Raw genomic sequence first — 25591 nt, 5'->3', positions numbered from 1 at the left:
GGAGAGGAACGTGAAGCAGACGCAACGTCATGACGCGATTATCGATTTAGTCCGTCGTCAGGGATATGTCAGTACTGAGGAGCTGGTGGACCATTTTGAGGTCAGTCCGCAAACCATTCGTCGCGATCTCAACGATCTGGCCGATCAGAACAAAATTCAGCGTCATCACGGCGGCGCGGCACTTCCTTCCAGCTCTGAGAATACCGCCTGGCACGATCGTAAAATGATGTGGTCAGCGGAGAAAGCGCGCATCGCCGAGCGCGTGGCCAGCCAGATCCCGGATGGGGCCACGCTGTTTATCGACATCGGCACGACGCCGGAAGCGGTGGCCCATGCGCTGCTGAACCACAGCGATCTCCGGGTGGTCACCAACAACCTTAACGTGGCGATGCTGCTGATGGGCAAACCCGATTTCCGGGTCATTATCGCGGGCGGTGAGGTGCGGACTCGCGATGGGGCGGTGATGGGAGAAGCGACGCTCGACTTCATCTCTCAGTTCCGGCTCGATTACGGCATTCTGGGCATCAGCGGCATCGACATGGATGGTTCCCTGCTGGAGTTCGACTATCACGAAGTGCGCACCAAGCGCGCCATTATCGAAAATTCACGCTGCGTGATGCTGGTGGTGGACCATTCGAAGTTTGGCCGCAATGCGATGGTGAACCTCGGCAACATGAGCCTGCTGGACTATCTCTACACCGACAAAATGCCGCCCGCCAGCGTCATGAAAGTGATTGAGCAGCATGAGGTCCATCTCGAGCTCTGCTGATGCCCGCCACGCCAGCCGCCCGGCTGGCGTTTTTCTTTGATTGCTGTCGCTTTTTTCCTCACTCGCGTCTTTACTTAATCGGTTGCTGGCAGCCGATTGCCAGCCTGTGCGCTTTCTCTTTTGCTTCACCTCATGCTTAACAGAAGGGAGTGATATGCCGCAGCAAAAATTCAATAAAGCCCGTTTCAATGCCGCGCTGACCCGTCAGTGGCAGCAGTTGAATCTCCGTTCTGCTCAACAGATGACGCCGCACCAGGCGTGGCAGGCGGTCAGCGCGGCGCTGGCGGAGCTGCTGGCCGCGCAACCCGCGCCGCGCCTGGCTGAGGGGCAGCGGCACGTTAATTATCTGTCGATGGAGTTTCTGATTGGCCGACTGACCGGCAACAATCTGCTGAATCTCGGCTGGTACAACGAGGTCAGCGCCGCGCTGGCTGAGCAGCAGCTCGATTTATCTGAGCTGCTGGAGCAGGAGGTCGATCCGGCGCTGGGCAACGGCGGACTGGGACGGCTGGCCGCCTGCTATCTGGATTCGATGGCCACGGTGGGCCAGCCGGCGACCGGTCACGGCCTTAACTATCAGTACGGTCTGTTCCGCCAGTCTTTCGACGAGGGCCACCAGAAGGAAGCGCCCGATGACTGGCAGCGCGAACGCTATCCCTGGTTTCGCCACAACGCGGCGCTGGATGTTGAGGTCGCGATGGGGGGCCGGGTCAAAAAGGAAGCCGATGGCGCGGTTCGCTGGTATCCCGATTTTACGCTGCGTGGCGAAGCCTGGGATTTGCCGGTCACCGGCTACCGCAATGGCGTAACCCTGCCACTGCGCCTGTGGCAGGCCGTCAGCATGCAGCCGTTTGATCTCACGGCATTTAACAACGGCGACTTTCTGCAGGCCGAGCAGCCTGGTATCGAGGCGGCGAAGCTGACCAAAGTGCTCTATCCCAATGACAATCATCAGGCGGGCAAGCGGCTACGCCTGATGCAGCAATATTTTCAATGCGCCTGTGCAGTGGCGGATATTTTGCGGCGTCACCATCTGGCGGGGCGCAGCATTCACAGTCTGCCGGATTTTGAGGTGATCCAGCTTAACGATACCCATCCCACCATCGCCATTCCGGAGATGCTGCGCCTGCTGCTGGATGAATATCAGCTGAGCTGGGATGAGGCCTGGCAGATCGCCAGCCGGGTTTTTGCATACACCAACCACACGCTGATGCCGGAGGCACTGGAGCGCTGGGATAAAAAGCTGATGCGCTCGCTGCTACCGCGGCATCTGCTGATTATCAAAGAGATTAATCGGCGGCTGAAAAAGCTGGTGAAGCAGCGGTGGCCGGATGACAAAGCGATGTGGCACAGGCTGGCGATTGTCGCAGAGGGGCAGGTGCGGATGGCCAATCTCTGCGTGGTCAGCGGGTTTGCGGTCAACGGCGTGGCGGCGCTGCACTCGCGGCTGGTGGTGAGCGATCTCTTTCCCGGATATCACCAGCTCTGGCCGCAGAAGTTCCATAACGTCACCAACGGCATCACGCCGCGTCGCTGGCTACAGCAGTGTAATCCGGCGCTGGCCGGGCTGATTGACGAGACGCTGAAGACCGAATGGGTCAATAACCTTGAGGCGCTGATCGGCCTGGAGGCGTATGCCGACGATCCGGCGTTTCGTCAGCGTTATCGCAGCATCAAACAGCAGAATAAAGCACAGCTGACCCGCTACATCGCCCGGCACACCGGCATTATCGTCAATCCGGCGGCGCTGTTCGATGTGCAGATAAAGCGCCTGCATGAATACAAGCGCCAGCACCTCAGCCTGCTGCACATCCTCTACTGTTATCAGAAGCTCATCCAGCAGCCCGATGACCAGACCATGACGCCAAGGGTATTCCTGTTCGGGGCCAAAGCCGCACCGGGATACTACCTGGCGAAAAACATTATCTACGCCATTAACCGGGTCGCGGACGTGGTGAACAATGACCCGCGCGTCGGCGATCGGCTTAAGGTCGTCTTTATCCCCGACTACCGCATCACGGTGGCCGAACAGATGATTCCGGCGGCCGACCTGTCAGAGCAGATCTCCACCGCCGGTTATGAAGCCTCTGGCACCGGGAATATGAAGCTGGCGCTCAATGGCGCGCTGACCATCGGCACACTGGATGGCGCAAACGTCGAGATTGCCGGACAGGTGGGAGAAGAGAACATTTTTATCTTCGGGCATACCGTGGATGAGGTGAAAGCACTGCGGGCGAACGGCTACAACCCGAAAAAGGTGCGCAGGCAGAACAGGGCGCTGGACGATCTGCTGAAAGCGCTGGAGAAGGGCAAATTCAGCAACGGCGATAAACAGGCATTTGACCTGATGCTGGCGAGCCTGACTAAGCAGGGCGATCCCTGGCTGGTGCTGGCTGATTTCCAGGCCTATATCGACGCGCAGCAGCGGGTTGAAGCGTTATGGCGCGACCCGGAAGGCTGGACCCGCGCGGCAATTCTCAACACGGCCCGAACCGGCATGTTCAGTTCGGACCGGTCCATTCGCGATTATCAGCAACGTATCTGGCAGGCACCGCGTTAAGGAGCAGCAATGAAACAGGATTCACTCGATCAGTCCGCCCGTGCTGCGGGTATTTCACTGAACTATATCGACGTAAACGGCAAAAAAGCAGAGATCAGCGATGAAACCAAGCGTGCATTGCTGGCGGTGATGAGCAATCCGCAGAAGGCGAAAAAATCGCCGCTTCCTCCGGTTGCGGTCTTCAGCGGCAACGGCAAGCGTCAGCTGACGCCAGAGGGCAGCGGCGTCTATCACTGGCAGCTGCAGACGGAAAAGGGCAAACAGCACAGCGGTGAACTCACCGCAGGTGAGCCTTTTACTTTGCCCGGCCCGCTGTCGCAGGGGTATCACCAGCTGACGCTCACCAAAGGCAGGAAAAGCTGGCAGACGCGGATTGTCGTCGCGCCACGTCGCTGCTATCTGCCGCCGGCGCTGGAGGCGGGCGAAAAACGCTGGGGTGCGCTGGTGCAGCTTTATACCGTGCGCTCTGAGCAGAACTGGGGAATCGGCGACTTCGGCGATCTTGATCGGCTGCTGGTACAGCTGGCTGAGCGGGGCGGCGATTTCGTCGGGCTTAATCCGCTGCATGCGCTCTATCCCGCCAGCCCCGGTTTCGCCAGCCCCTACAGCCCGTCGTCACGCCGCTGGCTGAACGTCATCTATATCGACGTCGATCAGGTGAGTGATTTCCGGGAAAGTGCGGCGGCGCAGAAGTGGTGGAAAAGCGCCAGAACGCAGAAGGCGCTGAGTCGGGCGCGTGAGACCGAGCACGTCGATTACGAGGCGGTCATGGCGCTGAAGCTCGCGGCGCTGCGCCACGCCTGGGCACACTTCCAGGCGCGGGACAGCCAGAGCGAGGCGCATCAATCCTGGGCTGCGTTTGTGCGTGAGGGCGGCGAAAGCCTGCGCTATCAGGCCGCCTACGACGGCATCCAGCTCGCGCGGCAGGCGGACAAGAGCCAGCAGGGCGGCTGGCCCGCGTGGCCGGAGGCGTGGCGCAATAGCCAGTCGCCGGAGGTGCAGCAGTGGTGTGAAGAGCACGAAGAGGAAATTGCGTTCTGGCAGTGGCTGCAATGGCTGGCGCAGCAGCAGTTCTCTGGCTGCTGGGCGCACAGTCAGGCGCTGGGGATGAGCGTCGGACTCTATCGGGATCTGGCCGTGGGCGTGGCGGAAGGCAGCGCGGAAACCTGGCACGATCCGGAGCTTTATCGCCTGAAGGCCGCCGTCGGCGCGCCGCCGGATCGCCTCGGCCCGCTGGGGCAGAACTGGGGGCTGCCACCGATGGATCCGCATGTGATGCAGGCGCGCGGTTATCAGCCCTTTATCGATATGCTCCGTGCCAACATGCGCGACTGCGGCGCACTGCGCATTGATCATGTGATGTCTCTGCTGCGTCTTTGGTGGGTGCCCGCCGGAGAAACTGCCGATAAGGGCGCCTATGTGGCCTACCCGGTGAACGATTTGCTGAGCATACTGGCGCTGGAGAGCCACCGGCTGCGCTGCATGGTCATTGGCGAAGATTTGGGTACCGTGCCGCAGGAGATCGTCAGCCTGCTTCGCAAGAGCGGCGTTTTTTCCTGGAAGGTGCTCTGGTTTGAGCAGGAGAAAGACGAGCGTTATCGCGCACCTCAGGACTATCCGCGCCAGTCGATCGCCAGCGCCAGCACGCACGACCTGCCTACGCTGACCGGCTTCTGGGAGCAGGGCGACCTGACGCTGGGCGAGAAACTGGGCCTTTATCCGGGTGATGCGGTAAAAGCGTTGCATGAGCAGCGTGCCACACAGAAACAGGCGCTGCTGGATGCGCTGCATCAGGCGGGTGCCTTACCGGCCCGCAGCCAGAAAAAGGCAGAGAAGCTGGCAATGACGCCAGCGCTGAACCGGGCGATACACCGCTTTCTGGCGGATACCGACAGTGCGCTGCTGGGCCTGCAGCCAGAGGACTGGCTTGGCATGACTACGCCGGTCAACGTGCCCGGCACGGTAGATCAATACCCTAACTGGCGACGCAAGCTGAGCAAAACGCTGGAAGAGATGTTTGCAGACAAGGAGGTAAATGCACTACTGAAAGTGGTCAGTCAGCAGCGTCAGTCAGGACAGAAACAGACGTAAAAAGCGTAATAACAAAGCGCGGCAGTCAGGCTGCCGCGCTTTATTCACTAGTAGAAGGAGTGTTCGCCGCGCTGATGCTCGGTGATGTCACGCACGCCTTTCAGATCCGGGAAAGCGGCCAGCAGCTCTTTCTCGATACCATCTTTCAGCGTCACGTCGATCATTGAGCAACCGTTGCAACCACCGCCAAACTGCAGGATGGCGTAACCGTCGTCCGTGATCTCCATCAGCGACACGCGGCCGCCATGACTGGCCAGCTGTGGGTTGATCTGCGCCTGCAGCAGATACTCCACGCGTTCTGCCATCGGCGCATCGTCCGAAACTTTACGCATTTTGGCGTTCGGCGCTTTCAGCGTCAGCTGCGAACCGAGGTTGTCGGTCACGAAGTCGATCTCAGCATCTTCCAGATAGGGTTTGCTCAGTTCATCCACGTACGCTGAAAGCTTTTCAAACTTCAGCTCGGTGTCGGTGGCTTCAACGGCATCGGGCGGACAGTAAGAGACGCCACATTCAGCCGTTGGCGTACCCGGGTTAATCACGAATACGCGAATCTGGGTGCCATCTTCTTGTTTGGATAGCAGTTTAGAAAAATGTTCCTGGGCAGAGTCAGTAATTCGGATCATGTCGATTGCTCAATAGTTGACTAATTTAGTTGGTTATAATACGCCCATCAAAGACGCTCTACAAGGTACGGCACAGGCACCAGACCTGCACGCTGGCCGCGCCCTGCGCCAGTAACAGACGGCTGATTTCATCTGCGGTACTGCCGGTGGTAACCACGTCATCCAGCAGGGCGATGTGGCGGCCCTGAACCGCGATATCAAGGCGAAAGGCGCCGCGTAAGTTAGTACGGCGCTGGCGGGCGCTGAGCTGATGCTGCAGCGCGCCCCGGTGCGGCCGGGAAACGCCTTCGCGCCATTCGCATCCCAGCCAGTGTGCCAGCGGGGCGGCCAGCAAACCCGTTTGATTATAGCCGCGCTGCCAGCGTCGCCGATGATGCAGCGGCACCGGCAGCAGCAGATCGGGACGCGGCACGCCGCCGCGCCGGTAAACAGTCTGCCAGCTTAACAAAAGCAGCCGGGCCAGCATCACCCTGAGTGCGGTTGTGTGCGAAAACTTCAGCTGATTAACCCACTGACTGAATGGCGGACGGTAGTCATTCACACAGATCAGCGCCTGCCAGGCGGGCGGCTTTTGCTGGCAGCGACCGCAGATAACCGTGGCGGAACCTGCCGGTAATCCACAGCGTGGACAGAGCAGCGGAAGCGGGGGTAAGCCGCGCAGGCAGAGGCTGCAGAGGCCATGTCGGGCGATCCGCAGCGGCATCCGGCATAGCCAACACAGGGCGGGGATTGCTAGCATAGCGACCTCCTTATCAATTTCGGGATAGTAACTGATGACGTCGCTTTACTGGCACACCTGCGGGGAAGGAAAACGCGATCTTGTGCTGCTGCACGGATGGGGACTGAATGCCGAAGTCTGGCAAACCCTTATTCCGCGACTCAGCCCGCACTGTCGCCTGCATCTGGTCGATCTGCCGGGCTATGGCCGCAGTCAGGATAGTGGCGCGCGCACGCTGAAACAGATGGCCGCGCTGCTGCTGCCTGCGTTGCCGCCGCAGGCGATCGTAATGGGCTGGTCGCTGGGCGGGCTGGTGGCAACGGAGCTGGCGCTGACGGCGCCCGACCGGCTGGCGGCCCTGATCACGGTCGCCTCCTCGCCCTGTTTCACCGCTACAGAGACGTGGCCCGGCATAAAACCGGAGACGCTGCAGAACTTTCAGCAGATGCTCAGCAACGATTTTCAGCGCACGGTGGAGCGTTTCCTGGCCCTGCAGACGCTGGGAACCGAAACGGCGCGCGCCGATGCGCGGCAGCTGAAAGAGGTGGTGCTGTCGCAGCCGATGCCGGAGGTGGCGGTGCTGGATGCCGGGTTGGAGATTCTGCGCGAGGTCGATCTCCGCGACGCGCTGCCGCAGATCACGCGGCCGTTTCTGCGGATCTATGGCGCGCTGGACGGCCTGGTGCCGCGTCGGATCGCTGCAGAACTGGATGAGCGGTTACCGGCTTCGCCTTCCGTAATGATTGAAAAGGCAGCACATGCGCCTTTTATTTCTCATCCTGATACCTTTTGTCAGCATGTTCTTAACTTTATCAGCGGGCTGGAAGGATAATCTGGCTTTATATTGGCAAAATCGCTGGCAGCGGCAATACTTCTTCTGGTGAGCAAGGCCGCTGCAATTTTATGTGATTAGTCACGGAAATGACTATGCCGTTCCATACTGCCTTACGCATTTAGCGGCTGCTTACATCTCACAATGGATCATGAATGAGGGTAAACATAATGACAGTTTTAAAATGGGTTGTGGCTTCAATGATGATGGGCGCGATTTCATTTTCTGCGATGGCAGCAAAAGAAGTCACTAAAGAAGAAGTTAAGACAATGAAACTGCATAAAATTGGCACCGTGAACACCACCGCGGAAACCACGTCGCCAATGGATGCTAAAAGAGTGTTGTCGAAGCTCGCTGACGAAAAAGGCGGTAAATATTACCGTGTGATCGCCGGTCGCGAACATGGAAAATTCAGCGCCACGGCTGAAGTCTACAAGTAATTATCGCAGCCATAAGAACTGCCAGGCATTCAGCTTAACCGGCTGGGTGCCATCCACTCTCTCTCCGCTCACCACATCCTGCAGGGTATGCGCCACCGGTAACTGCGTCTCCACTGTTCGTCCACTGAGATTAAACACACAGAGTAACCCCTCGCCGCTGTCCGGCTGATGACGGCGCAGCACCAGCACGGCGTTTTCGCTTTTATAGAGCGTCATCGCATTATCCGGATGAAAGGCAGGCTGACGGCGGCGTAGCTGAATCAGCTGGCCAAGCTGGATGTAGATTTGCTGACGCAGCCACTCATCACCCGCCAGCGCCGCTTCAATCTGTTTCAGGTCATACTTCTGACGATTGATCGCCCGGTTATGCCCGGCGGCCCGTACGCCAGCATAATCATTACGGCCACCCAGAATACTCTGGACATAAATAGCAGGCACGCCGGGAAAGACCAGCAGAATCGCATGTGCCAGCAGAAAGCGTTTCAGCCGGGTGGCGTCATCGTCGCTTTCACGATTTAACGCATCCAGAAAGGTGACGTTGATTTCATAGGGGCTGGTGGTGCCGTCAGGATTGTTTTTGTAGGAGACCAGCGCGCCTTCCAGCGCCAGATCGCGCACCAGCGCCACGATTTCGACTTCAGAGAGGATGCCGCGCGCCGGATTCAGGCCAATCCCATCATGTGACGCCAGAAAGTTAAAGAAGGTGGTGTCGCGGTTGCTGAGATCCAGCGTGCTGGCCCACTGCCGCAGCGCGCGCGCTGAACCGGTGTGGATGGCATGCAGCACCAGCGGCGGCAGCGAAAACTGATAAACCATCTGCGCTTCATCGTGCCCGTTGCCCAGGTAGCTGATGTTATCCTGATGCGGCACGTTGGTTTCAGTGATGATCACCGTGCCCGGCGCAACCTGATCGGCAATCGCACGAAACAGCTTCACCAGCTGATGGGTTTTTTCCAGATGAATGCAGCGTGTACCGGGGGTTTTCCACATATAGCCGACGGCATCCAGCCGCACATAGTCGGCGCCGCGAATCAGGTAGTCGAGCAGGACGTTCACCATGCGCCGCAGCACTTCAGGGCTGGCGAAGTTGAGGTCGATCTGGTCGGCGCTGAAAGTGGTCCAGATAAAGCGGGTTTCGCCATCTGCCAGGGTAAACGGGGTCAGCAGCGGCGATGTGCGCGGACGCGTTACCGCACTGAGATCGGTCGCGGGCGGCATGCTGATAAAAAAGTCATCCCAGCCGGGGTCCTGCGCCAGAAAGTGGCGGAACCAGGCGCTGCCGGCCGACATGTGGTTGCAGACGAAGTCAAACATCAGTCGTGTTTCCTGATGCAGGCGTGCGATGTCCTGCCAGTCACCATACTGCGGATTGACCTGATGGTAATCCATGACCGAAAAGCCATCATCGGAGGACCAGGGATAAAAGGGCAGCAGGTGAACCAGCGGAAAAATGGCTTGCAGATGCTGCTGATAGAAGCGGGAAAAGGTGCTGAGCGTCGGTTTACCGGCCTCGCGGAACTGATCGGCGTAGGTAATCAGCACCACATCCTGTTCATCCCAGTGCGCCTTGCGTGGCAGTTTAATCGTGTCACGGGCGGCGGCGATGTCAGCCAGCAGGCGCGCCAGGGTCGCCTCCGGAAACCTGCCAGCATAAATCTTATCGATAAGATCGGTGATTTTTTCCATCGTGAATTGGGTGCCGCAGCAGGTGTTGTTTTTATGACAGGCGTCTTTTTAGCGTAGCGTTATGGCAGGGATTTTCAACCGGACGGCGCGGTGTGAAAAAGGGGCCAGAAGATGGCCCCTGAAAAGCTTAGCGTTTTTTACCGAACGCGGCGGCCAGTGCATCGCCCATCGCACTGTTACCGGCGGTGGCGGCGGCCGGACGCGGACGGCCTTTCGGACTGGCCTGACGTTTCTCGTCACGCGGCGCGGCGCTTCGTGCACCGCCGCGTGCATTGCCTTCACCCGGCTGTTCATCAAGACGCATGGTCAGAGCAATACGTTTGCGCTGGAGATCGACCTCCATCACTTTCACTTTGACGATATCGCCCGCCTTCACCACCTGATGGGGATCTTCAACGAAGCGGTCAGAGAGCGAGGAGATATGGACGAGACCATCCTGATGCACGCCGATATCCACAAAGGCGCCAAAGTTGGTGACGTTAGTGACGGCACCTTCGAGGATCAGGCCCGGGGTCAGGTCGTTCAGCGTTTCCACCCCCTCTGCGAACTGCGCGGTTTTAAACTCAGGACGCGGATCGCGGCCCGGTTTCTCCAGCTCTTTCATGATGTCGGTCACGGTCGGCAGACCAAAGCGTTCATCAATGAAGTCGCGGGGGCTGAGGTTGCGCAGGCTGCCCGCGTTGCCCATCAGGTCACTCAGCGCCTGCTCGGTCGCGGCCAGAATGCGCTCCACTACCGGATAAGCTTCCGGGTGAACGGTTGAGGCATCCAGCGGGTTATCGCCATGATTGATGCGCAGGAAGCCCGCACACTGCTCAAAGGCTTTGGGCCCCAGACGGCTCACTTTCAGTAACTGCTGACGGTTCTGGAAGCGGCCATTCTCATCACGCCAGCTGACAATATTCTGCGCCATCATGCGCGTCAGGCCTGCCACGCGGGTCAGCAACGGCACCGAGGCGGTGTTGAGATCGACGCCGACGGCGTTCACGCAGTCTTCCACCACCGCATCGAGTTTCTTCGCCAGCTGGCTCTGGCTGACGTCATGCTGATACTGGCCGACACCGATCGATTTCGGATCGATTTTGACCAGCTCGGCCAGCGGGTCCTGCAGGCGTCGGGCAATCGACACCGCGCCGCGCAGCGACACATCAAGATCCGGGAACTCCAGCGCCGCCAGCTCCGAGGCGGAGTAGACCGAGGCACCGGCTTCGCTGACAATCACCTTCTGCGCGGTAACCTGCGGGAACTGCTGCTGCAGCTCCAGGAAGAAGCGTTCGGTTTCGCGTGATGCGGTACCGTTGCCGATTGCCACCAGCTCAACCTGATGCTTCATGCAGAGCGCGGCAACTGCGGCAGCGGCTTTGGCAGCCTGGCCGGTGTGCGGATAGACGGTATCGGTCGCGACCAGCTTGCCGGTCGCATCCACCACCGCCACTTTCACGCCGGTGCGCAGGCCGGGGTCCAGTCCCATGGTGGCGCGCATTCCGGCTGGGGCCGCCATCAGCAGGTCATGCAGGTTGCGGGCAAAGACGTTGATTGCTTCATCTTCTGCGCGTTCGCGCACCGTGCCCATCAGCTCGGTTTCGAGATGCAGCATCACCTTGATGCGCCACGTCCAGCTCACCACCGCCTTGCGCCAGCTGTCGGCCGGTGCGTTGTTCAGGCGCAGGTTCAGGTGTTCGGCAATCAGGGTTTCGCCGTAGCTTTCGCGCGGCGCTTCATCAAACTGCGGATCGGCATTTAGCGACAGTTGCAGCACGCCTTCGTTGCGGCCACGCAACATCGCCAGCGCCCGGTGCGACGGCACGGTACTCAGGGCTTCGTGGTGATCGAAGTAGTCGCGGAACTTCGCGCCTGCTTCCTGCTGGCCCTCAACCACGCGCGACACCAGGTGGGCATTTTTCCACAGGTAGTTACGCACTTTCGCCAGCAGCGCGGCATCTTCAGCGAAACGCTCCATCAGGATGTAGCGGGCCCCATCCAGCGCGGCGCGCACGTCAGCGACGCCCTTGTCGGCATCGACATACTGCTCCGCGATCTGCTCAGGAAGATGGGACGGATCCTGCCAGAGCGTCTCTGCCAGCGGCTCCAGACCGGCCTCAATTGCGATCTGTCCACGCGTGCGGCGTTTCTGTTTATAGGGCAGGTAAAGGTCTTCCAGCTCGGTTTTGCTGAGGGTGGTGTTGATGGCGCGGGCGAGGTCGTCAGTCAGTTTGCCCTGATCGCCGATCGACTTCAGAATTGACTGACGCCGCTCTTCGAGTTCACGCAGATAGCTGAGGCGGGTTTCAAGCTGGCGAAGCTGGGTATCATCCAGTCCGCCCGTCACCTCTTTACGATAGCGTGCGATAAACGGCACGGTGTTCCCTTCATCCAGCAGGCGAACGGCAGCGTCAACTTGATCGGGACGCGCCTGAAGCTCGCTGGCAATTATCTGGCTCAGAACTTTCATCATCAGGACTGTCTTGCTTTCCGGGTTGAGAAATAGCCGACAGTTATACGGATTGACGGTTAAAAATGCCAGAGACGCGGGCGGCTTTCAGCGATAATCTGAATCGTTATTGCGGGTAGTCAATCGCGTTGACATACCAGCGTGCCGGGCCCACAGGTGTCTCTACCGTCGCGGCATCGCCGACCTCTTTTTTCAGCAGCGCCCGCGCCATCGGTGAGTCGATGGAGATGTAATCCTTGCGGCCAAAAATCTCATCGTAGCCCACGATGCGGAAGCGTTTGAGGTCGCCCTCATCGTTTTCAATTTCCACCCAGGCACCAAAGAAGACCTTGCCATCCTGCTGCGGTGAGTAGTCAACGATACGCAGCTGCTCAAGACTTTTCGTCAGATAGCGGACGCGCCGGTCGATTTCGCGCAGCCGTTTTTTATTGTACTGGTAGTCCGCATTTTCGCTGCGGTCGCCCAGGCTTGCAGCCCAGGTGACTTTTTTGGTGACTTCCGGACGCTCTTCACGCCACAGATAGTCGAGTTCCGCTTTTAGTTTGTCGAAGCCTTCGCGGGTAATCAGTCGGGTTTTCATGCTATACCGGCCAGAGAGATCGAAAGAGGCTCAGTGTAAGGCAAACAGGTGGCGGCAAAAAAGAGTCGGGGAAAGGGTTTTTAAAGGCTAAAAACCCACGTTGACTTCCCCGGCGGCGAAAGGGTTGAAGCATGCTATCAAAATAAAAATCGTGTTCTGAAGCCGGACTGACAGGTCGCGAACTTATTTTCCGGCGTGGGTCGCCGTGGTGGTTGAGGTGCCGGTACCGTGACCGTCACCACCGCCGCCGCCCATGGTGGCCAGCGCAACGCCCAGCAGAGCAGCGACAGCGCCCACGCCGATGGCGTCGGAGTTACCTTTAGCGGTGGTGGTTGCTGCGGCGCCAGCCGCTTCACCGGTCGCTGTTGCGGCATGGACCGGGCTGATGGTGCTGAAAGCCAGCGCGCTGAGCAGTAAAATTGTTTTTTTCATTGTGTGTAATCCCCGTTGAGACATCGAATGGTGCCTGAGCAGTCTGGTTCAAAATTCAGGGGGCGAAAAGTTGGCTTTACTGATTGATTTAATGGACTTTAATATCGTCTGGCCTTGCTGGCAGCCCGGCTCAAATTAATCCGAGAGAAGCATGGGGCATTAAGGGGTTTAGCTAGAGTATTATGCTGCCAGCGTGCGGATGAGGTGGATTATCTGGAAGGTCGTCGTCGTGATAGCCTGGTTATAAGTCAAATTATCTGCTAACGCGCTGAATTTATTCACTGTAAAAATGCTGGTACGCTTCTGACGCCAGCCATTGAGAGAAATTCAGCCTTTTTTTCAGATTTGCCGTAACCGTTGCGAAAGGACGTAAAAAAGTGCGATGAACGCCCTGAAACGGGTACAGAATAAATATAAGCTCCTGTTTAATATGCTTTGTAACAATTTTGGCTAGAATATAAACCATTAATGACTGTCACTATAAGGCATCTTTTTTTAACAATGTTGGCTCAGGCAATAGCGCCTTTGGGAGTTGAAAATGCAAGAGAACTACAAAATTCTGGTCGTCGATGATGATATGCGTCTGCGTGCACTGCTGGAACGCTATCTCACCGAGCAGGGCTTTCAGGTGCGCAGCGTCGCTAATGCCGAACAGATGGATCGTCTGTTAACCCGTGAATCTTTCCATCTGATGGTGCTCGACCTGATGTTGCCAGGCGAAGATGGCCTCTCTATCTGCCGTCGTCTGCGCAGTCAGAGCAACCCGATGCCGATCATCATGGTGACCGCCAAAGGCGAAGAGGTGGACCGCATCGTCGGGCTGGAAATCGGTGCGGATGACTACATTCCTAAACCGTTTAACCCGCGTGAATTGCTGGCGCGTATCCGTGCCGTGCTGCGTCGTCAGGCTAATGAACTGCCGGGCGCGCCGTCACAGGAAGAGGCGATCATCGCCTTTGGTAAGTTCAAACTGAACCTTGGCACCCGCGAAATGTTCCGTGAAGAGGAGCCGATGCCGCTGACAAGCGGTGAGTTCGCGGTACTCAAGGCGCTGGTAAGCCATCCACGTGAGCCGCTCTCGCGCGATAAGCTGATGAACCTGGCGCGTGGCCGTGAATACAGCGCGATGGAGCGTTCGATTGACGTGCAGATTTCCCGTCTGCGTCGCATGGTGGAAGAAGATCCTGCGCATCCACGTTATATCCAGACCGTCTGGGGCCTGGGCTACGTCTTTGTGCCGGACGGCAGCAAAGCATGAAGCGGCTGCGCTTCTCGCCACGCAGTTCATTCGCCCGCACGCTGCTACTGATCGTGACTCTGCTGTTCGTCAGCCTGGTCACGACCTATCTGGTAGTGCTGAACTTTGCCATCCTTCCCAGCCTGCAGCAGTTCAACAAGGTACTTGCATACGAGGTTCGTATGCTGATGACCGACAGGCTGCAGCTGGAAGATGGCACGCAGCTGGAAGTCCCTCCGGCTTTTCGCCGGGAGATCTACCGTGAACTGGGGATTTCGCTGTTTACCAATGCGGCAGCAGAAGAGAACGGCTTGCGTTGGGCGCAGCATTACGAATTTCTGAGCGAACAGATGGGGCAGCAGCTGGGCGGGCCGACCGATGTGCGGGTGGAGGTCAACAAGAACTCGCCTGTCGTCTGGCTGAAAACCTGGCTGTCGCCCGATATCTGGGTGCGGGTGCCGCTGACAGAGATTCATCAGGGCGATTTTTCACCGCTGTTCCGTTACACCCTGGCGATTATGCTGCTGGCGATTGGCGGGGCCTGGCTCTTTATCCGCATACAGAACCGACCTCTGGTGGATCTGGAGCACGCAGCCCTGCAGGTCGGGCGCGGGATTATACCGCCGCCGCTGCGCGAATATGGCGCGTCCGAGGTGCGGTCGGTAACCCGCGCCTTTAATCAGATGGCGGCCGGAGTAAAACAGCTGGCCGACGATCGCACGCTGTTAATGGCGGGCGTCAGTCATGACCTGCGCACGCCGCTGACCCGTATTCGCCTGGCGACCGAGATGATGGGTGAGCAGGATGGCTATCTGGCCGAATCGATTAACAAAGATATCGAAGAGTGCAACGCCATCATCGAGCAGTTCATCGACTACCTGCGCACCGGTCAGGAGATGCAGACGGAGCGCGCCGACCTCAACAGCGTGCTGGGCGAAGTGGTCGCCGCGGAAAGTGGCTACGAGCGTGAGATCGAAAATGCGGTGATGCCGGAAGAGCTGATGCTCGATATCAATCCGCTTTCGATTAAACGGGCGCTGGCTAATCTGGTGGTCAACGCCGCGCGGTACGGCAATGGCTGGATCAAGGTCAGTAGTGGACGGGAGCTGCATCGTGCCTGGTTCCAGGTGGAGGATGACGGCCCGGGCATCAAGCCGGATCAGCTGGCGCATCTTTTCCAGCCGTTTGTGCGGGGTGACAGCGCCCGCAGCACCAGCGGTACAGGTCTGGGCCTGGCCATTGTGCAGCGTATTATCGATGCGCATCAGGGATCGCTGGAGATTGGCGAGAGCGAACGCGGGGGATTACGTATTCGTGCCTGGTTGCCACTGGCAGAGGGTCTGGCGCTGAGTCATAACAACGGCAGCAACAGCGTATCGGGCTGATAAAAACGGCGCGGCAGGGACACTGCCGCGCCGTCTCTTTTAGCGTTGCGGGCCAGCTTTCACCAGCGCAGCACCTGCGGCGTTATCGGTGTACTTCGCGAAGTTATCAATAAAACGCTGCGCCAGATCGTCGGCGGCGGCGGTCCACTTCTCTTCACTTTCCCAGCTACGACGCGGATCGAGCGTCTCACTGTCCAGTTCACCCAGTGATACTGGCATCTGCAGGTTGAAAATCGGCAGCGTTTCCGTTGGCACATCATCCAGTTCACCCGCCAGGATTGCATTGATAATGGCGCGGGTGTTCTTCAGGGAGATGCGTTTGCCGCTGCCGTTCCAGCCGGTATTGACCAGATAAGCCTGCGCACCGGACGCCTCCATCCGTTTCACCAGCACTTCCGCATACTGCGTCGGATGCAGCGTCAGGAAAGCCGCGCCGAAACAGGCGGAGAAGGTTGGGGTCGGCGCCGTGACGCCACGTTCCGTACCGGCCAGTTTAGCGGTGAAGCCCGACAGGAAATGATACTGCGTCTGCTCCGGCGTCAGACGGGAAACCGGCGGCAGGACGCCAAACGCATCGGCGGTCAGAAAAATAACCTTCTGCGCGTGACCGGCTTTGGAAACCGGCTGCACGATGTTGTCGATGTGATTAATCGGGTAGGAAACACGGGTGTTTTCCGTCTTGCTGCCGTCTGCGTAATCGATGCTGCCATCTTCGCGCACCACGACGTTTTCCAGCAGCGCATTGCGGCGAATGGCGCGGTAGATCTCCGGTTCAGCCTGCTCAGAGAGGTTGATGGTTTTCGCGTAGCAGCCGCCTTCGAAGTTAAACACGCCATCATCGTCCCAGCCGTGCTCATCATCGCCAATCAGCTGACGATCGGGGTCGGTGGAGAGCGTGGTTTTGCCGGTTCCGGAGAGGCCAAAGAAGACCGCCACGTCGCCCGCTTTGCCAACGTTGGCTGAACAGTGCATCGACGCGATGCCCTTCAGCGGCAGCAGGTAGTTCATGATCGCGAACAGACCTTTCTTCATCTCGCCGCCATACCACGTGCCGCCAATCAGCTGCATGCGTTCGGTGAGATTAAAGGCGACGAAGTTTTCAGAGTGCAGCCCCTGCGCCTGCCAGTCCGGATTGGTGCATTTGGCGCCGTTCATCACCACAAAATCGGGCGTGAAGTCGGCCAGCTCGGCGTCATCCGGCTGGATGAACATGTTTTTCACAAAGTGCGCCTGCCAGGCCACTTCAGTGATAAAACGCACGCTCAGGCGCGAGTCAGCATTGGCGCCACAGAAAGCATCCACGACAAACAGGCGTTTGCCGGAGAGCTGGCGGGTGACGCAGCTTTTCAGCGTGTTCCAGGTCTCCTGCGACAGCGGCTGGTTGTCGTTTTTGCCGGTGCCCTGATCGTTCCACCACAGGGTATCGCGCGTGGTGTCATCACGCACGATATACTTATCCTTTGGCGATCGCCCGGTGAAAATTCCGGTGTCTACGGCAATCGCACCGCTCTGCGTCAGGGTGCCACGAGCAAAACCTTCGAGGTCCGGGCGCGTCTCTTCCTGAAATAACGTGTCGTAATCAGGGTTGTAAACCACTTCCGTGGTATCCACGATGCCCAAAGCGGCAAGGTCTTGCGAGGTCAGGCCGTTAACGCGCATTTTACTGCTCCTTAAATCGGTGTCTGTTCTGCACAGCAGAGATAGGTTGGGATCGTGCTGCCAGCTGTTGCATCGGATACGACCGATGACGGATAAGCCCCGACGCATCGTTGCGCGACGCTGCAACGCGAGCCGGGCTGTTCAGGCATCGGCCCCGGGCTTCCGGGCGTTTGCACGATCGCGCGCAGTTTACTCTTCTGCGTTTAGGGAAAAAGGGCAGTGATCTAAAAATGCGACTCAGGGCGCGTTAAGGCCACGTTTCGAACGTTTAAAAGATGTTATGAAAGTAAAAAAAGATAATTTGTCTGAAAAATTATGGGGATAGCGGGACGGGCGAAAAGGGGCGGCCAGAGCCGCCCGGAGGATTAGTGAAGTCGCTCGCTGTTCTCATGCGAATGGTTGCGGATAGCGGCGATATCGACCGCATCAAACACGTAGTCTGAACCGCAGTAATCACAGTGCATTTCAATTTTGCCATCTTCCGCAATAATCTCATCCACCTCTTCCTGCGGCAGCGTGGTCAGCACTTCACCACAGCGTTCGCGCGAACAGGTGCATTTGTAAACCACCGGCTGCGGATCGTAGAGCGTAACCTCTTCCTGATGATAGAGGCGCCACAGCGTTTCATTGGCGGGCAGGTCGATCAGCTCTTCCGTTTTGATGGTTTCGGTCAGCGTAGCCAGATGTTCGAACGCCTCTTTTTCCGTCTCCTGCGCGGGCAGCACCTGCAGCAGAATCCCGGCCGCGCCTTTGTCGCTGGTGCGGATAAACAGACGTGTTGGCAGCTGCTCAGAGCGCATGAAGTAATCTTCCAGGCACGCCGCCAGGGTATCCCCCTCCAGACCGACCACGCCCTGATAACGCTCACCTTTTTCCGGAGTGATGGTGATCACCAGATAGCCGTTACCGACCATACTTTTCAGGGTGCTGTCAGCCGGAATCTCGCCTTTCAGACGCGCTACGCCGCGCAGCTCCTGATTATTGTTGCCATTAATCACCGCCAGTGACAACGGACCATCGCCCTGCAGCTGCACGGTGATTTCGCCATCAAACTTCAGCGTAGCGGTCAGCAGGCTGGTGGCCACCAGCATCTCACCCAGCAGGGTTTTAACCGGCGCCGGGTAGTCATGATTCTTCACGGTTTCACGCCAGGTGTCAGAGACGTTCACCAGCTCGCCGCGCACAGCGGCATTTTCAAACAGATAACGGTGCAGTTGATCCTGGACTGACATATTTTTTTCTCTCACTGGAACGGGATGATGGCGCGCCTGCCAAGACGACATTATTCATCACCCGATAATTTAAACTTCATCAAATCGCGACGCTCTTTTTTATCCGGTCGCCGATCGGGATGGGGCATAGTCAGCGCATTGAGCTTGCGCGCCTGCGCCACTTTCTCGCGTTTTTCAACGCTGGCATCGGTTTCCCGATAGAGCTGCTGGGCTTCGCTGGCAGGACGGCGCTGATTACTGACTCCTGCCACGATCACCGTGCGTTCATCGTTTCCCTGACGCAGCGTCAGCTCCGCGTTCAGCTCCACCACTTTGCTGGGTTTGCTGCGCTGACCGTTGTAATGCACTTTGCCGCCTTCAACCATTTCCCGCGCAATCGCCCGGGTTTTGTAGAAACGCGCGGCCCACAGCCACTTGTCGAGGCGGACCTCTTCGCTGCTTTTCTCTTTCATTGCTGCTCCTGACTCAGATCAGCGTCCGGTAATCGCTGATAGCGCGGTGACGCTGAAAGATTTGCTCAGGACGGCCCGAATCGGGATTTTTTACGCCTAAGCACCCGCCGATGCCCCATAACGTCGCAGCATCCAGAATGATCTCGCTGTCATCGATAAACAGCGTGCGCGGCGCAGAAAAACCGGTGTGCTGCTGTACCGCCTGCCATAAGCGCTGGTCTTCTTTCGAATACCCAAAGGTATGGGTGGAAAGTAATAAATCAAGGTGCGGCGCTAAACCTGTCTGCGCCAGTTTGACGTCAAGATTGTAAGGATGCGCGTTGGTCAGCAGGATGGTGCGCTTTCCCATACGACGTAGTGCCTTTAAAAAAGGCAGCGTATCGTCACGCAGCGCGATCCGGCTGCGCATTGCCCAGGTCATGGCACGGATGTCCAGCGCCAGTGCTTCTGCCCAGTAATCGAGACAATACCAGTTTAGCGTATGGGCGACGGCCTGATACTTTTCCGCGACGATGGCTTCAGCTTCTGCCCGAGCGATGCCGCGTTGCAGGCGGAGCTGTTCGGGCACATGCTCCAGCCAGAAGTGGCGGTCAAACGCCAGATCCAGCAGCGTGCCGTCCATGTCGAGCAGCACGGTATCAATCTCAGACCAGTTAAGCATCGCGGGATCTCACCCTGAAAAAACCGGGCGACAGGGTAGCACAGAAGGGCAGGGCTCAGAATATCGAGCGCACGCCCTGCAAAGTTCCGAGGTTGTGGTTAAAGCATTTGTCGTAATAGTGCTGGATATCGATCATGCGCTGACGGTTGAGGTGCATACGGCGCAGCGCCAGCATCCCGTTGGACACGCCGCAGATCAGCAGCACCAGCAGCAGCAATACGGTGCCCAGGTAGCGCCACTGCGCCATCGCATCCGGCTCGTTGTGCAGCGCGATATGACGCGTGCCATTGGCATCGGTCGAGAGGCTGGTGATAATGCCGCTGGCGCTGAAAGGCGTGTGCAGCAGCATGGCGGAGAGACGTTGCAGCTCGCGCCACTGAGAAGGCGGATCGAGGTCGAACAGCGATACGGTCGGCTGGGGCTGGTTCACCAGCTGACGGCCCTCGTCGCTGACAATGAGAAAGCCGCCCGGCGGCGGGCTGTTAAGATTTTCTGCCGCCCGACGGGTTTCGCGGAAAAAGAAGGTCGAGGTGGCGGTATTAACCAGATTTTCCAGGGCTTCAGCGCTGACCGGCCGCAGCAGCACATTCATGCCGTTAAGCTGGCCAGAGTCCGCCCGGCGCATCAGCGCTTCCCAGTCTTTGGCGTTGCCCAGATTCACCAGCGCATTCTTCAGGCGCATACAATCCTGCGGCTGATTACAGAGATCCTGCGTCTTAATCACCAGATCGGAGAAATCATCCAGCAGGATCATTCCGGACTTCTGAATCGCTGAGGCCAGCTGTGGGTTCAGTTTGGGATCGGTATTGGTTTCCGGATGCAGCTGCCTGGTGGTGGTATCCAGCAGCGCCGAAGCTTTATCAATAATGTCCGACTGCGGCTGTGGCAGCGGGGTGGCGTTGTTCCAGTAAACCGCCGAGCAGTCAAACGGCATATAAGCGTAACTGCGGTTGCTCTGATAATTTTCCGGCACCGAACACATACCAGTGCCACTGACTGTCAGGCTGTCGCCGATGTTCAGCGCTACGCCGCTGAGTTTATCGACGCTGCTGACTTCCAGACTGTCGGTGCCCCTGGCCCAGGCCAGACTGAGCTTCACTGGCATGCCGAGTGGGATCCAGGTGACCAGCAGAGTCAGTACCATCAGCGAACCACAGGCCAGCACCACGTTTTTCCGCCAGCGCTGAATCGGGAAGTTTTTCACTTCATCCTGCAGTGACAGGAAGCGCCCCTGACGCACCACCTGACGATTGAGATAGATTTCCACATCGGTAATCTGCCCCAGATCATGTGCGACGTAAGGCTGCCAGTGCGGCGGATAGGCGAGGTCGATAATCCCCAGCGTAATGTTACTCTGCTCCTGGTTCGACTCGCTGAACAGGCCCCAGCGTTTCGGCGCGCCACGCAGGCAGTGGATATCACGCAAGCCGCGCTCACCGGGGATGCGATAGAGCAGCCACAGGCTGGCCGCAATCATCAGGGCACCGATCAGCAGCAGCCAGATCATCAGGGTCGCGGGTACCAGCAGGCTGAAGAAGAACAGTAAAAAAGCCAGAGAAATTATCACCGCTTCCCGGACGCCGTCAGGCCGCGACAGACGATACTCTTCCGGCGTCTCTTTTCGCACTTTCAGCAGCTCGATATTTTCCGTTTCCGCCTTACGGATAGAGGCGTTGGTCGACATCGGACGCATCAGTGTGGGCAGCGATTGCTGGTCCACGGCATAATCAGCCAGCGAGTGGCCATTCAGCGAGATGACCAGCGGAATAGATTGGGTACGGATTAATTCGACGTAGTTTTCGTCAGTGATGTACTGCTCCCACAGTGGCGGCAGATGAACTTCGACTTCATCCAGGTAGTAACGCCATTTGTGCGGATCGTCTGTTGACAGGCCGTAGCGGGTAATTGCCCGGGTAACCGGATAGACATTGTTGCTCTGCGCCGTCAGCGTCAGGCGGTCAGATGTCCTGCGTTTATCGGTCGTCACCGTCGTACGGGGCTGCTTTTCCAGCGCGGCAACATATTTGTCGACGGCTTCGCGTTCCTGAGCAGAGAGTTTACGGCAGGGCGGACTGATAAATGGCAATGGTTTCGCCAACGGCGGCCGATGCCGCATAGCGTACCAGAACCCAATACCTGCCAGGATTGAACAGGTCAGCACTATGGCCAGGATCATAAAGATTGTGCTCATGCTCTGCTCAATTCAGCCAAAATGCTGCCTTCACTTTTAACTTACGCTCCCGGTTATGCACACGCTTAACGCGGCACAGCGGAAGATTATATAACCCCAGGGTGTCAGGCACCTGATAAATAGTGCCAGTATAGAGCTGATTAGCATTTGTTAAACCATGCCTTGTCCGAATGGTAACCGGCTCAGACTGGATTAAATATCGGCATTATCTGAAACTTATCGCAGCATATTGACTAATGCAAATTTAGTCTTAACTGATAACTAAAGGCTGTTATTCAATCGTCAGAATCTATGCAACGATAACGCCCTTGTCTGACTGTCGCACAATTGCCTGTGGTTAGGTATGCTAATTTGCTCCCGCCAGGAGGCGCAGAATAATTTGAGGCTGATATGAAAATTCCAAAAAAACCTGACATCCTCAATATCACCGCTGTGGCGCGTTCGCGGTTATTCACTATTGAATCGGTCGATCTGGCTTTCAGTAATGGCGCGCGTCGCGTTTACGAGCGCATGAAGCCCTCAGAACGGGAAGCCGTGATGATTGTGCCGATTATTGATGATCATCTGATTCTGATTCAGGAATATGCTGTCGGCCTGGAAACGTATGAGCTTGGCTTTCCGAAAGGGCTGATCGACGCCGGGGAAACCGTTAATGAGGCCGCGGTTCGTGAACTGAAGGAAGAGGTCGGTTTTGGCGCGCATGCGTTGACGACGCTGGGCAAACTCACGCTGGCCCCCTCCTATTTCTCCAGTAAAATGAACATCGTGGTGGCGGAAGGACTTTATGCCGAAAGGCTGGAAGGGGATGAGCCTGAGCCATTGATTGTTCACCGCTGGCCGCTGAACGACATGCTGTCACTGCTGGCAGAGCCCGATTTCCGCGAAGCACGCAACGTCAGTGCGCTGTTTATGGCCCGTGAATGGCTGGTCAGACAGGGACGGTTGCGTTACTGATTGCGCCAGCGAATAGCGCAATCAGCAGCGGACAGGCGAATCAATCTGTCAGTGTGCGTGACTGTCGCGTCGATAGCTGCCTGAACAGGGGCGCCGCGACCAGATAAATCAGGCAGGCGACAATTAATGAGTTGAAGACCGGTACACCGCGCTCGATAAACAGGCCGGTGGCTGCTCCTGCGAGGCTGGCGATTAGCGCCGGCCAGCCGATCGCCACCGAAACGGGCGGCAGGGCATTCTCTGTGCGGCCCAGCGCAAGCGTCTGGCGGCTGGTTTTCAGCACGTAATAATCGATAATCATCACCCCCAGTACCGGCGGGAAGACCACGCCCAGCAGCTCCAGGAAATCGACGAACCGGTCGAGGATCCCCAGAATCGAACAGAGCGTTCCAAGCATCCCCAGCAGCAGCGTAATGACCTGATAGCGCGGCTTGTAGCCGGTCACGCCCTCGATCGCATTGGTGATGCCCAGCGTGGAGGAGTAGAGATTCAGATCGTTGACGCGCAGGGTAGAAAAGACCACCGCAAACAACCCCAGGGTGCTGGTGGTCTGCGTAATGATGGCAATAATGTCTGCGGTCTGCAGCTCCCTGGCGACCAGAATCGCCAGGCCATTGATCCCATATTCACCCGCCAGAATAGTTAGCAGCGTAATGGCGAACACATCCCTGCCATTGCGTGAGAAACGGGTCAGGTCGGGAGTCATCAGGCTGGCCAGGATCGCGCCGCCAATCACCATGGTGATCGCAGCGCTCACGGTTATGGGGTCAGCCGCGACCGCTGGCTGGGCAACAGGGCCAGCCTGACCGTGAAAAGCGTGCCAGAAAATCCAGCCCACAAGCGCAATAAAGAGTGGTACGGCAATGCGGGCAGTAAACCGCAGCGCCCGGAAGCCAAAGGTCACCAGCAGGGTCAGGACACCGCCCGACAGCGCCGCCGCCTCGGCAAAGCTGAGTTTACCGTCCAGCGCATAGCTCAGCGACCGGGCGAAGACCGCATTCTGAATGCCGAACCAGCCCAGCAGGCTAATCGCCACCAGCAGACCAATCAGCACCGAACCGTGACGGCCAAAGCCACACCAGCGCGCCAGCAGACTGCCAGGCAGGCCCTCGCGCATACCGGCATAGCCGAGCGCGAAGGTGAGCACACCGAACAGCAGACTGGCCAGGGTAATTGCGGTAAAGGCTTCACCTGTGGACATTCCGTTGCCCAGCACCGCCCCGAGCATAAACTGGTCCAGCGCCGTCAACATACCCATGTGCACAATCGCGACGCTGAGCAGCGAAAGGCGTTTATTTTCAGGCACGCGGCTCAGGGGATAATCATCAAATTTACTCACTGCAGGGTTTCCTTACCGACTTAAATAAAAATAACGCCAGCGCTGAGAAAGCGTTCTGGCAGATAACTTTCCAGCGATTCTGCATAGCAGTAGCTCTCAAATTGCTGAAGCGAATGCACCCCGGCTTTCTGATAAAGCGTCGTGATGCGGTTGCTGATGGTCTTTACGCTGAGGTTATAGATACGCGCGATCTCTTTAGCATTAAACCGCCGCAGCAGCAGGAAGATGACATCCAGTTCGGCGGAGGTAAACAGAGGATGCGCCAGCCGCGTGGTCAGAACGGACGACTTTTTTTGATCGATAAAGCGCATCGCGGAAAGATTATCGACCGGGCGCGCATTCCAGATACAGCCCAGCAGTTGCTTATTGTGGTCAAACACCGGGTATTTTTCGCTGATAAAAGGGGAGAGATAGTTATTTCCGTACCAGTAATGCGTTTCAATCACGGCAACACTGCCTTTTGCCGCTTCTGCCTGCTGATCGTGCTCGCAGAATTGATCGGCACAGTCGCTCCAGGGCGTAGGAAACTCATTGTCCTTCTTTCCCTCTAAGCAATAGTTTTTAGGTGTCGCCGTGTACATCCTGGCCGCATCATTCATATAAAGATGCTGTGAAGTCGCATCCTTGAAACCCCACGGGGTCGGTAACAGATCCATTGTTGTGGCAAAGGGGGCGATAAACTCATCAATACTACGGTAGGGGCTATCCATGGCACCTCGCTGAAATTCTTCAGATTATAATCTTTTTGCCAGATAGTAGCGCGCATAGCGCTCTGCATAGCCTTCCTGCTCACCATAGACGCGATAACCTAATTTCTCGTAGAAACCGCGAGCCTGAAAGCTCAGTGTGTCTACCACGGCCATGTGACAGTGCCGGTTTCGCGCCTCCTCTTCTGCTGCCTGCATCATCTGACGTCCTGTGCCATGCATGCGCTGCGCTTCAGCTATCCAGAAGTAGTGGATATCCAGCGTACCGCACCAGGTATGCGCTAACAGGCCACCCTGAATATTTTTTTCATCGTCATACAGGATAACATTCAGTGTTTTCATGTTGATGTCAGCAAAACCGCTATTATGCTGCCAGAGCTGCTGAATAATATATTCTTCACTCTTCTGGTCAGGCACATCGCCAATTTTAATTTCCATATATAAATAGTTTCCGCAAATAATTAAATAAGAGCAGCCTGGCAGGATTCTTATCACGATAAAAAGCAGGGCGCAAGAGCCAATCTCCCCCCTGTTATCCGAAGCGGTAACTATTATGCTGGCCCGACGTATTGCGCTGCCATGCAATCTTTT

22 protein-coding genes are annotated in these 25591 nt (G+C 57.4%); 8 read left to right on the top strand and 14 right to left on the bottom strand.

Features of this window, described 5'->3' with window-relative positions; translation table 11 throughout:
• Window positions 1-10 precede the first annotated feature (10 nt).
• The 3 genes from ACLHDD_RS14125 (at window position 11) to malQ (ending at window position 5420) form a co-directional block, all read left to right on the top strand.
• Window positions 11-769, top strand: a complete 759-nt coding sequence (locus tag ACLHDD_RS14125) for a DeoR/GlpR family transcriptional regulator (protein ID WP_111140862.1) — start codon at window positions 11-13, stop codon at window positions 767-769.
• Window positions 770-923: 154 nt separating this feature from the next.
• Complete coding sequence (gene malP, locus ACLHDD_RS14120; protein ID WP_427104583.1) at window positions 924-3329, top strand: maltodextrin phosphorylase; 2406 nt, start codon at window positions 924-926, stop codon at window positions 3327-3329.
• 9 nt (window positions 3330-3338) lie between these two features.
• Window positions 3339-5420, top strand: a complete 2082-nt coding sequence (malQ, locus tag ACLHDD_RS14115; RefSeq protein ID WP_427104582.1) for a 4-alpha-glucanotransferase — start codon at window positions 3339-3341, stop codon at window positions 5418-5420.
• Between the two features lie 47 nt (window positions 5421-5467).
• Here the strand turns inward: malQ and nfuA are convergent, their stop codons facing one another.
• A complete protein-coding gene (nfuA, locus tag ACLHDD_RS14110) occupies window positions 5468-6043 on the bottom strand; it encodes a Fe-S biogenesis protein NfuA (protein ID WP_427104581.1) in 576 nt (191 codons plus the stop codon).
• A 58-nt stretch (window positions 6044-6101) separates the two neighbouring features.
• Window positions 6102-6782: a DNA utilization protein GntX gene (gene gntX / locus ACLHDD_RS14105; RefSeq protein WP_427104580.1), complete on the bottom strand. Its 681-nt coding sequence runs from the start codon at window positions 6780-6782 to the stop codon at window positions 6102-6104.
• Window positions 6783-6816: 34 nt separating this feature from the next.
• Between gntX and bioH the strand changes: the two genes are divergently transcribed.
• Together bioH and ACLHDD_RS14095 are read left to right on the top strand one after the other, a co-directional pair.
• Complete coding sequence (gene bioH / locus ACLHDD_RS14100) at window positions 6817-7593, top strand: pimeloyl-ACP methyl ester esterase BioH (RefSeq protein ID WP_427104579.1); 777 nt, start codon at window positions 6817-6819, stop codon at window positions 7591-7593.
• A 170-nt stretch (window positions 7594-7763) separates the two neighbouring features.
• Window positions 7764-8033, top strand: coding sequence for a YdgH/BhsA/McbA-like domain containing protein (locus tag ACLHDD_RS14095; protein WP_427104578.1), 270 nt, complete (start codon window positions 7764-7766; stop codon window positions 8031-8033).
• Here the strand turns inward: ACLHDD_RS14095 and ACLHDD_RS14090 are convergent, their stop codons facing one another.
• The 4 genes from ACLHDD_RS14090 to yjbE all read right to left on the bottom strand — a co-directional run bounded on the left by ACLHDD_RS14090 (window position 8034) and on the right by yjbE (window position 13183).
• The gene (locus tag ACLHDD_RS14090; RefSeq protein WP_427104577.1) at window positions 8034-9719 is read right to left on the bottom strand and encodes an alpha-amylase family glycosyl hydrolase; all 1686 of its coding nucleotides are present in this window, start codon (window positions 9717-9719) and stop codon (window positions 8034-8036) included.
• Between the two features lie 127 nt (window positions 9720-9846).
• Window positions 9847-12174, bottom strand: coding sequence for a Tex family protein (locus tag ACLHDD_RS14085; RefSeq protein WP_427104576.1), 2328 nt, complete (start codon window positions 12172-12174; stop codon window positions 9847-9849).
• Window positions 12175-12277: 103 nt separating this feature from the next.
• Window positions 12278-12751 carry a transcription elongation factor GreB gene (gene greB / locus ACLHDD_RS14080; RefSeq protein WP_427104575.1) on the bottom strand — a complete coding sequence of 158 codons (474 nt, stop codon included), beginning with the start codon at window positions 12749-12751 and terminating at the stop codon, window positions 12278-12280.
• Window positions 12752-12934: 183 nt separating this feature from the next.
• Entirely contained in the window at window positions 12935-13183 is a 249-nt protein-coding gene (gene yjbE, locus ACLHDD_RS14075) for an exopolysaccharide production protein YjbE (RefSeq protein ID WP_313655056.1), read from the bottom strand.
• A 538-nt stretch (window positions 13184-13721) separates the two neighbouring features.
• On the opposite strand from yjbE, the gene ompR reads away from it, so the two are divergent.
• Both ompR and envZ read left to right on the top strand, forming a co-directional pair.
• Window positions 13722-14441 carry a two-component system response regulator OmpR gene (ompR, locus tag ACLHDD_RS14070; RefSeq protein WP_313655057.1) on the top strand — a complete coding sequence of 240 codons (720 nt, stop codon included), beginning with the start codon at window positions 13722-13724 and terminating at the stop codon, window positions 14439-14441.
• Window positions 14438-15805 (top strand): two-component system sensor histidine kinase EnvZ, encoded by a 1368-nt coding sequence (gene envZ, locus ACLHDD_RS14065; protein WP_427104574.1) that lies wholly within the window; start codon window positions 14438-14440, stop codon window positions 15803-15805. Before ompR ends, envZ begins: the two co-directional genes overlap by 4 nt.
• A gap of 39 nt (window positions 15806-15844) precedes the next feature.
• On the opposite strand, the gene pckA is transcribed toward envZ, so the two are convergent.
• The 5 genes from pckA to ACLHDD_RS14040 form a co-directional block, all read right to left on the bottom strand.
• Window positions 15845-17464 carry a phosphoenolpyruvate carboxykinase (ATP) gene (gene pckA, locus ACLHDD_RS14060; RefSeq protein ID WP_427104573.1) on the bottom strand — a complete coding sequence of 540 codons (1620 nt, stop codon included), beginning with the start codon at window positions 17462-17464 and terminating at the stop codon, window positions 15845-15847.
• Between the two features lie 365 nt (window positions 17465-17829).
• The gene (gene hslO, locus ACLHDD_RS14055; RefSeq protein ID WP_427104572.1) at window positions 17830-18696 is read right to left on the bottom strand and encodes an Hsp33 family molecular chaperone HslO; all 867 of its coding nucleotides are present in this window, start codon (window positions 18694-18696) and stop codon (window positions 17830-17832) included.
• 50 nt (window positions 18697-18746) lie between these two features.
• On the bottom strand, window positions 18747-19148 hold the full coding sequence (hslR, locus tag ACLHDD_RS14050; protein WP_427104571.1) for a ribosome-associated heat shock protein Hsp15: 402 nt from the start codon (window positions 19146-19148) through the stop codon (window positions 18747-18749).
• 13 nt (window positions 19149-19161) lie between these two features.
• Window positions 19162-19809 carry a GMP/IMP nucleotidase gene (yrfG, locus tag ACLHDD_RS14045; RefSeq protein WP_427104570.1) on the bottom strand — a complete coding sequence of 216 codons (648 nt, stop codon included), beginning with the start codon at window positions 19807-19809 and terminating at the stop codon, window positions 19162-19164.
• A 55-nt stretch (window positions 19810-19864) separates the two neighbouring features.
• On the bottom strand, window positions 19865-22000 hold the full coding sequence (locus ACLHDD_RS14040; RefSeq protein ID WP_427104569.1) for an intracellular growth attenuator family protein: 2136 nt from the start codon (window positions 21998-22000) through the stop codon (window positions 19865-19867).
• Window positions 22001-22390: 390 nt separating this feature from the next.
• Between ACLHDD_RS14040 and nudE the strand changes: the two genes are divergently transcribed.
• A complete protein-coding gene (nudE, locus tag ACLHDD_RS14035; protein WP_427104568.1) occupies window positions 22391-22954 on the top strand; it encodes an ADP compounds hydrolase NudE in 564 nt (187 codons plus the stop codon).
• 40 nt (window positions 22955-22994) lie between these two features.
• Here the strand turns inward: nudE and ACLHDD_RS14030 are convergent, their stop codons facing one another.
• From ACLHDD_RS14030 to ACLHDD_RS14020, 3 genes are read right to left on the bottom strand one after another with little or no spacing between them, the layout of a single operon-like run.
• Window positions 22995-24293 (bottom strand): cytosine permease, encoded by a 1299-nt coding sequence (locus ACLHDD_RS14030; RefSeq protein WP_427104567.1) that lies wholly within the window; start codon window positions 24291-24293, stop codon window positions 22995-22997.
• Window positions 24294-24313: 20 nt separating this feature from the next.
• Window positions 24314-25003: a helix-turn-helix transcriptional regulator gene (locus ACLHDD_RS14025; RefSeq protein WP_427104566.1), complete on the bottom strand. Its 690-nt coding sequence runs from the start codon at window positions 25001-25003 to the stop codon at window positions 24314-24316.
• 24 nt (window positions 25004-25027) lie between these two features.
• Complete coding sequence (locus ACLHDD_RS14020) at window positions 25028-25438, bottom strand: GNAT family N-acetyltransferase (RefSeq protein ID WP_128085761.1); 411 nt, start codon at window positions 25436-25438, stop codon at window positions 25028-25030.
• Window positions 25439-25591 lie beyond the last annotated feature (153 nt).

The organism is Pantoea sp. NSTU24 (assembly GCF_050157905.1).
Classification (GTDB): Bacteria; Pseudomonadota; Gammaproteobacteria; order Enterobacterales; family Enterobacteriaceae; genus Pantoea.
The sequence above is the reverse complement of the archived record's forward strand: the minus strand, read 5'-3'. Positions and strand labels throughout refer to the sequence as shown.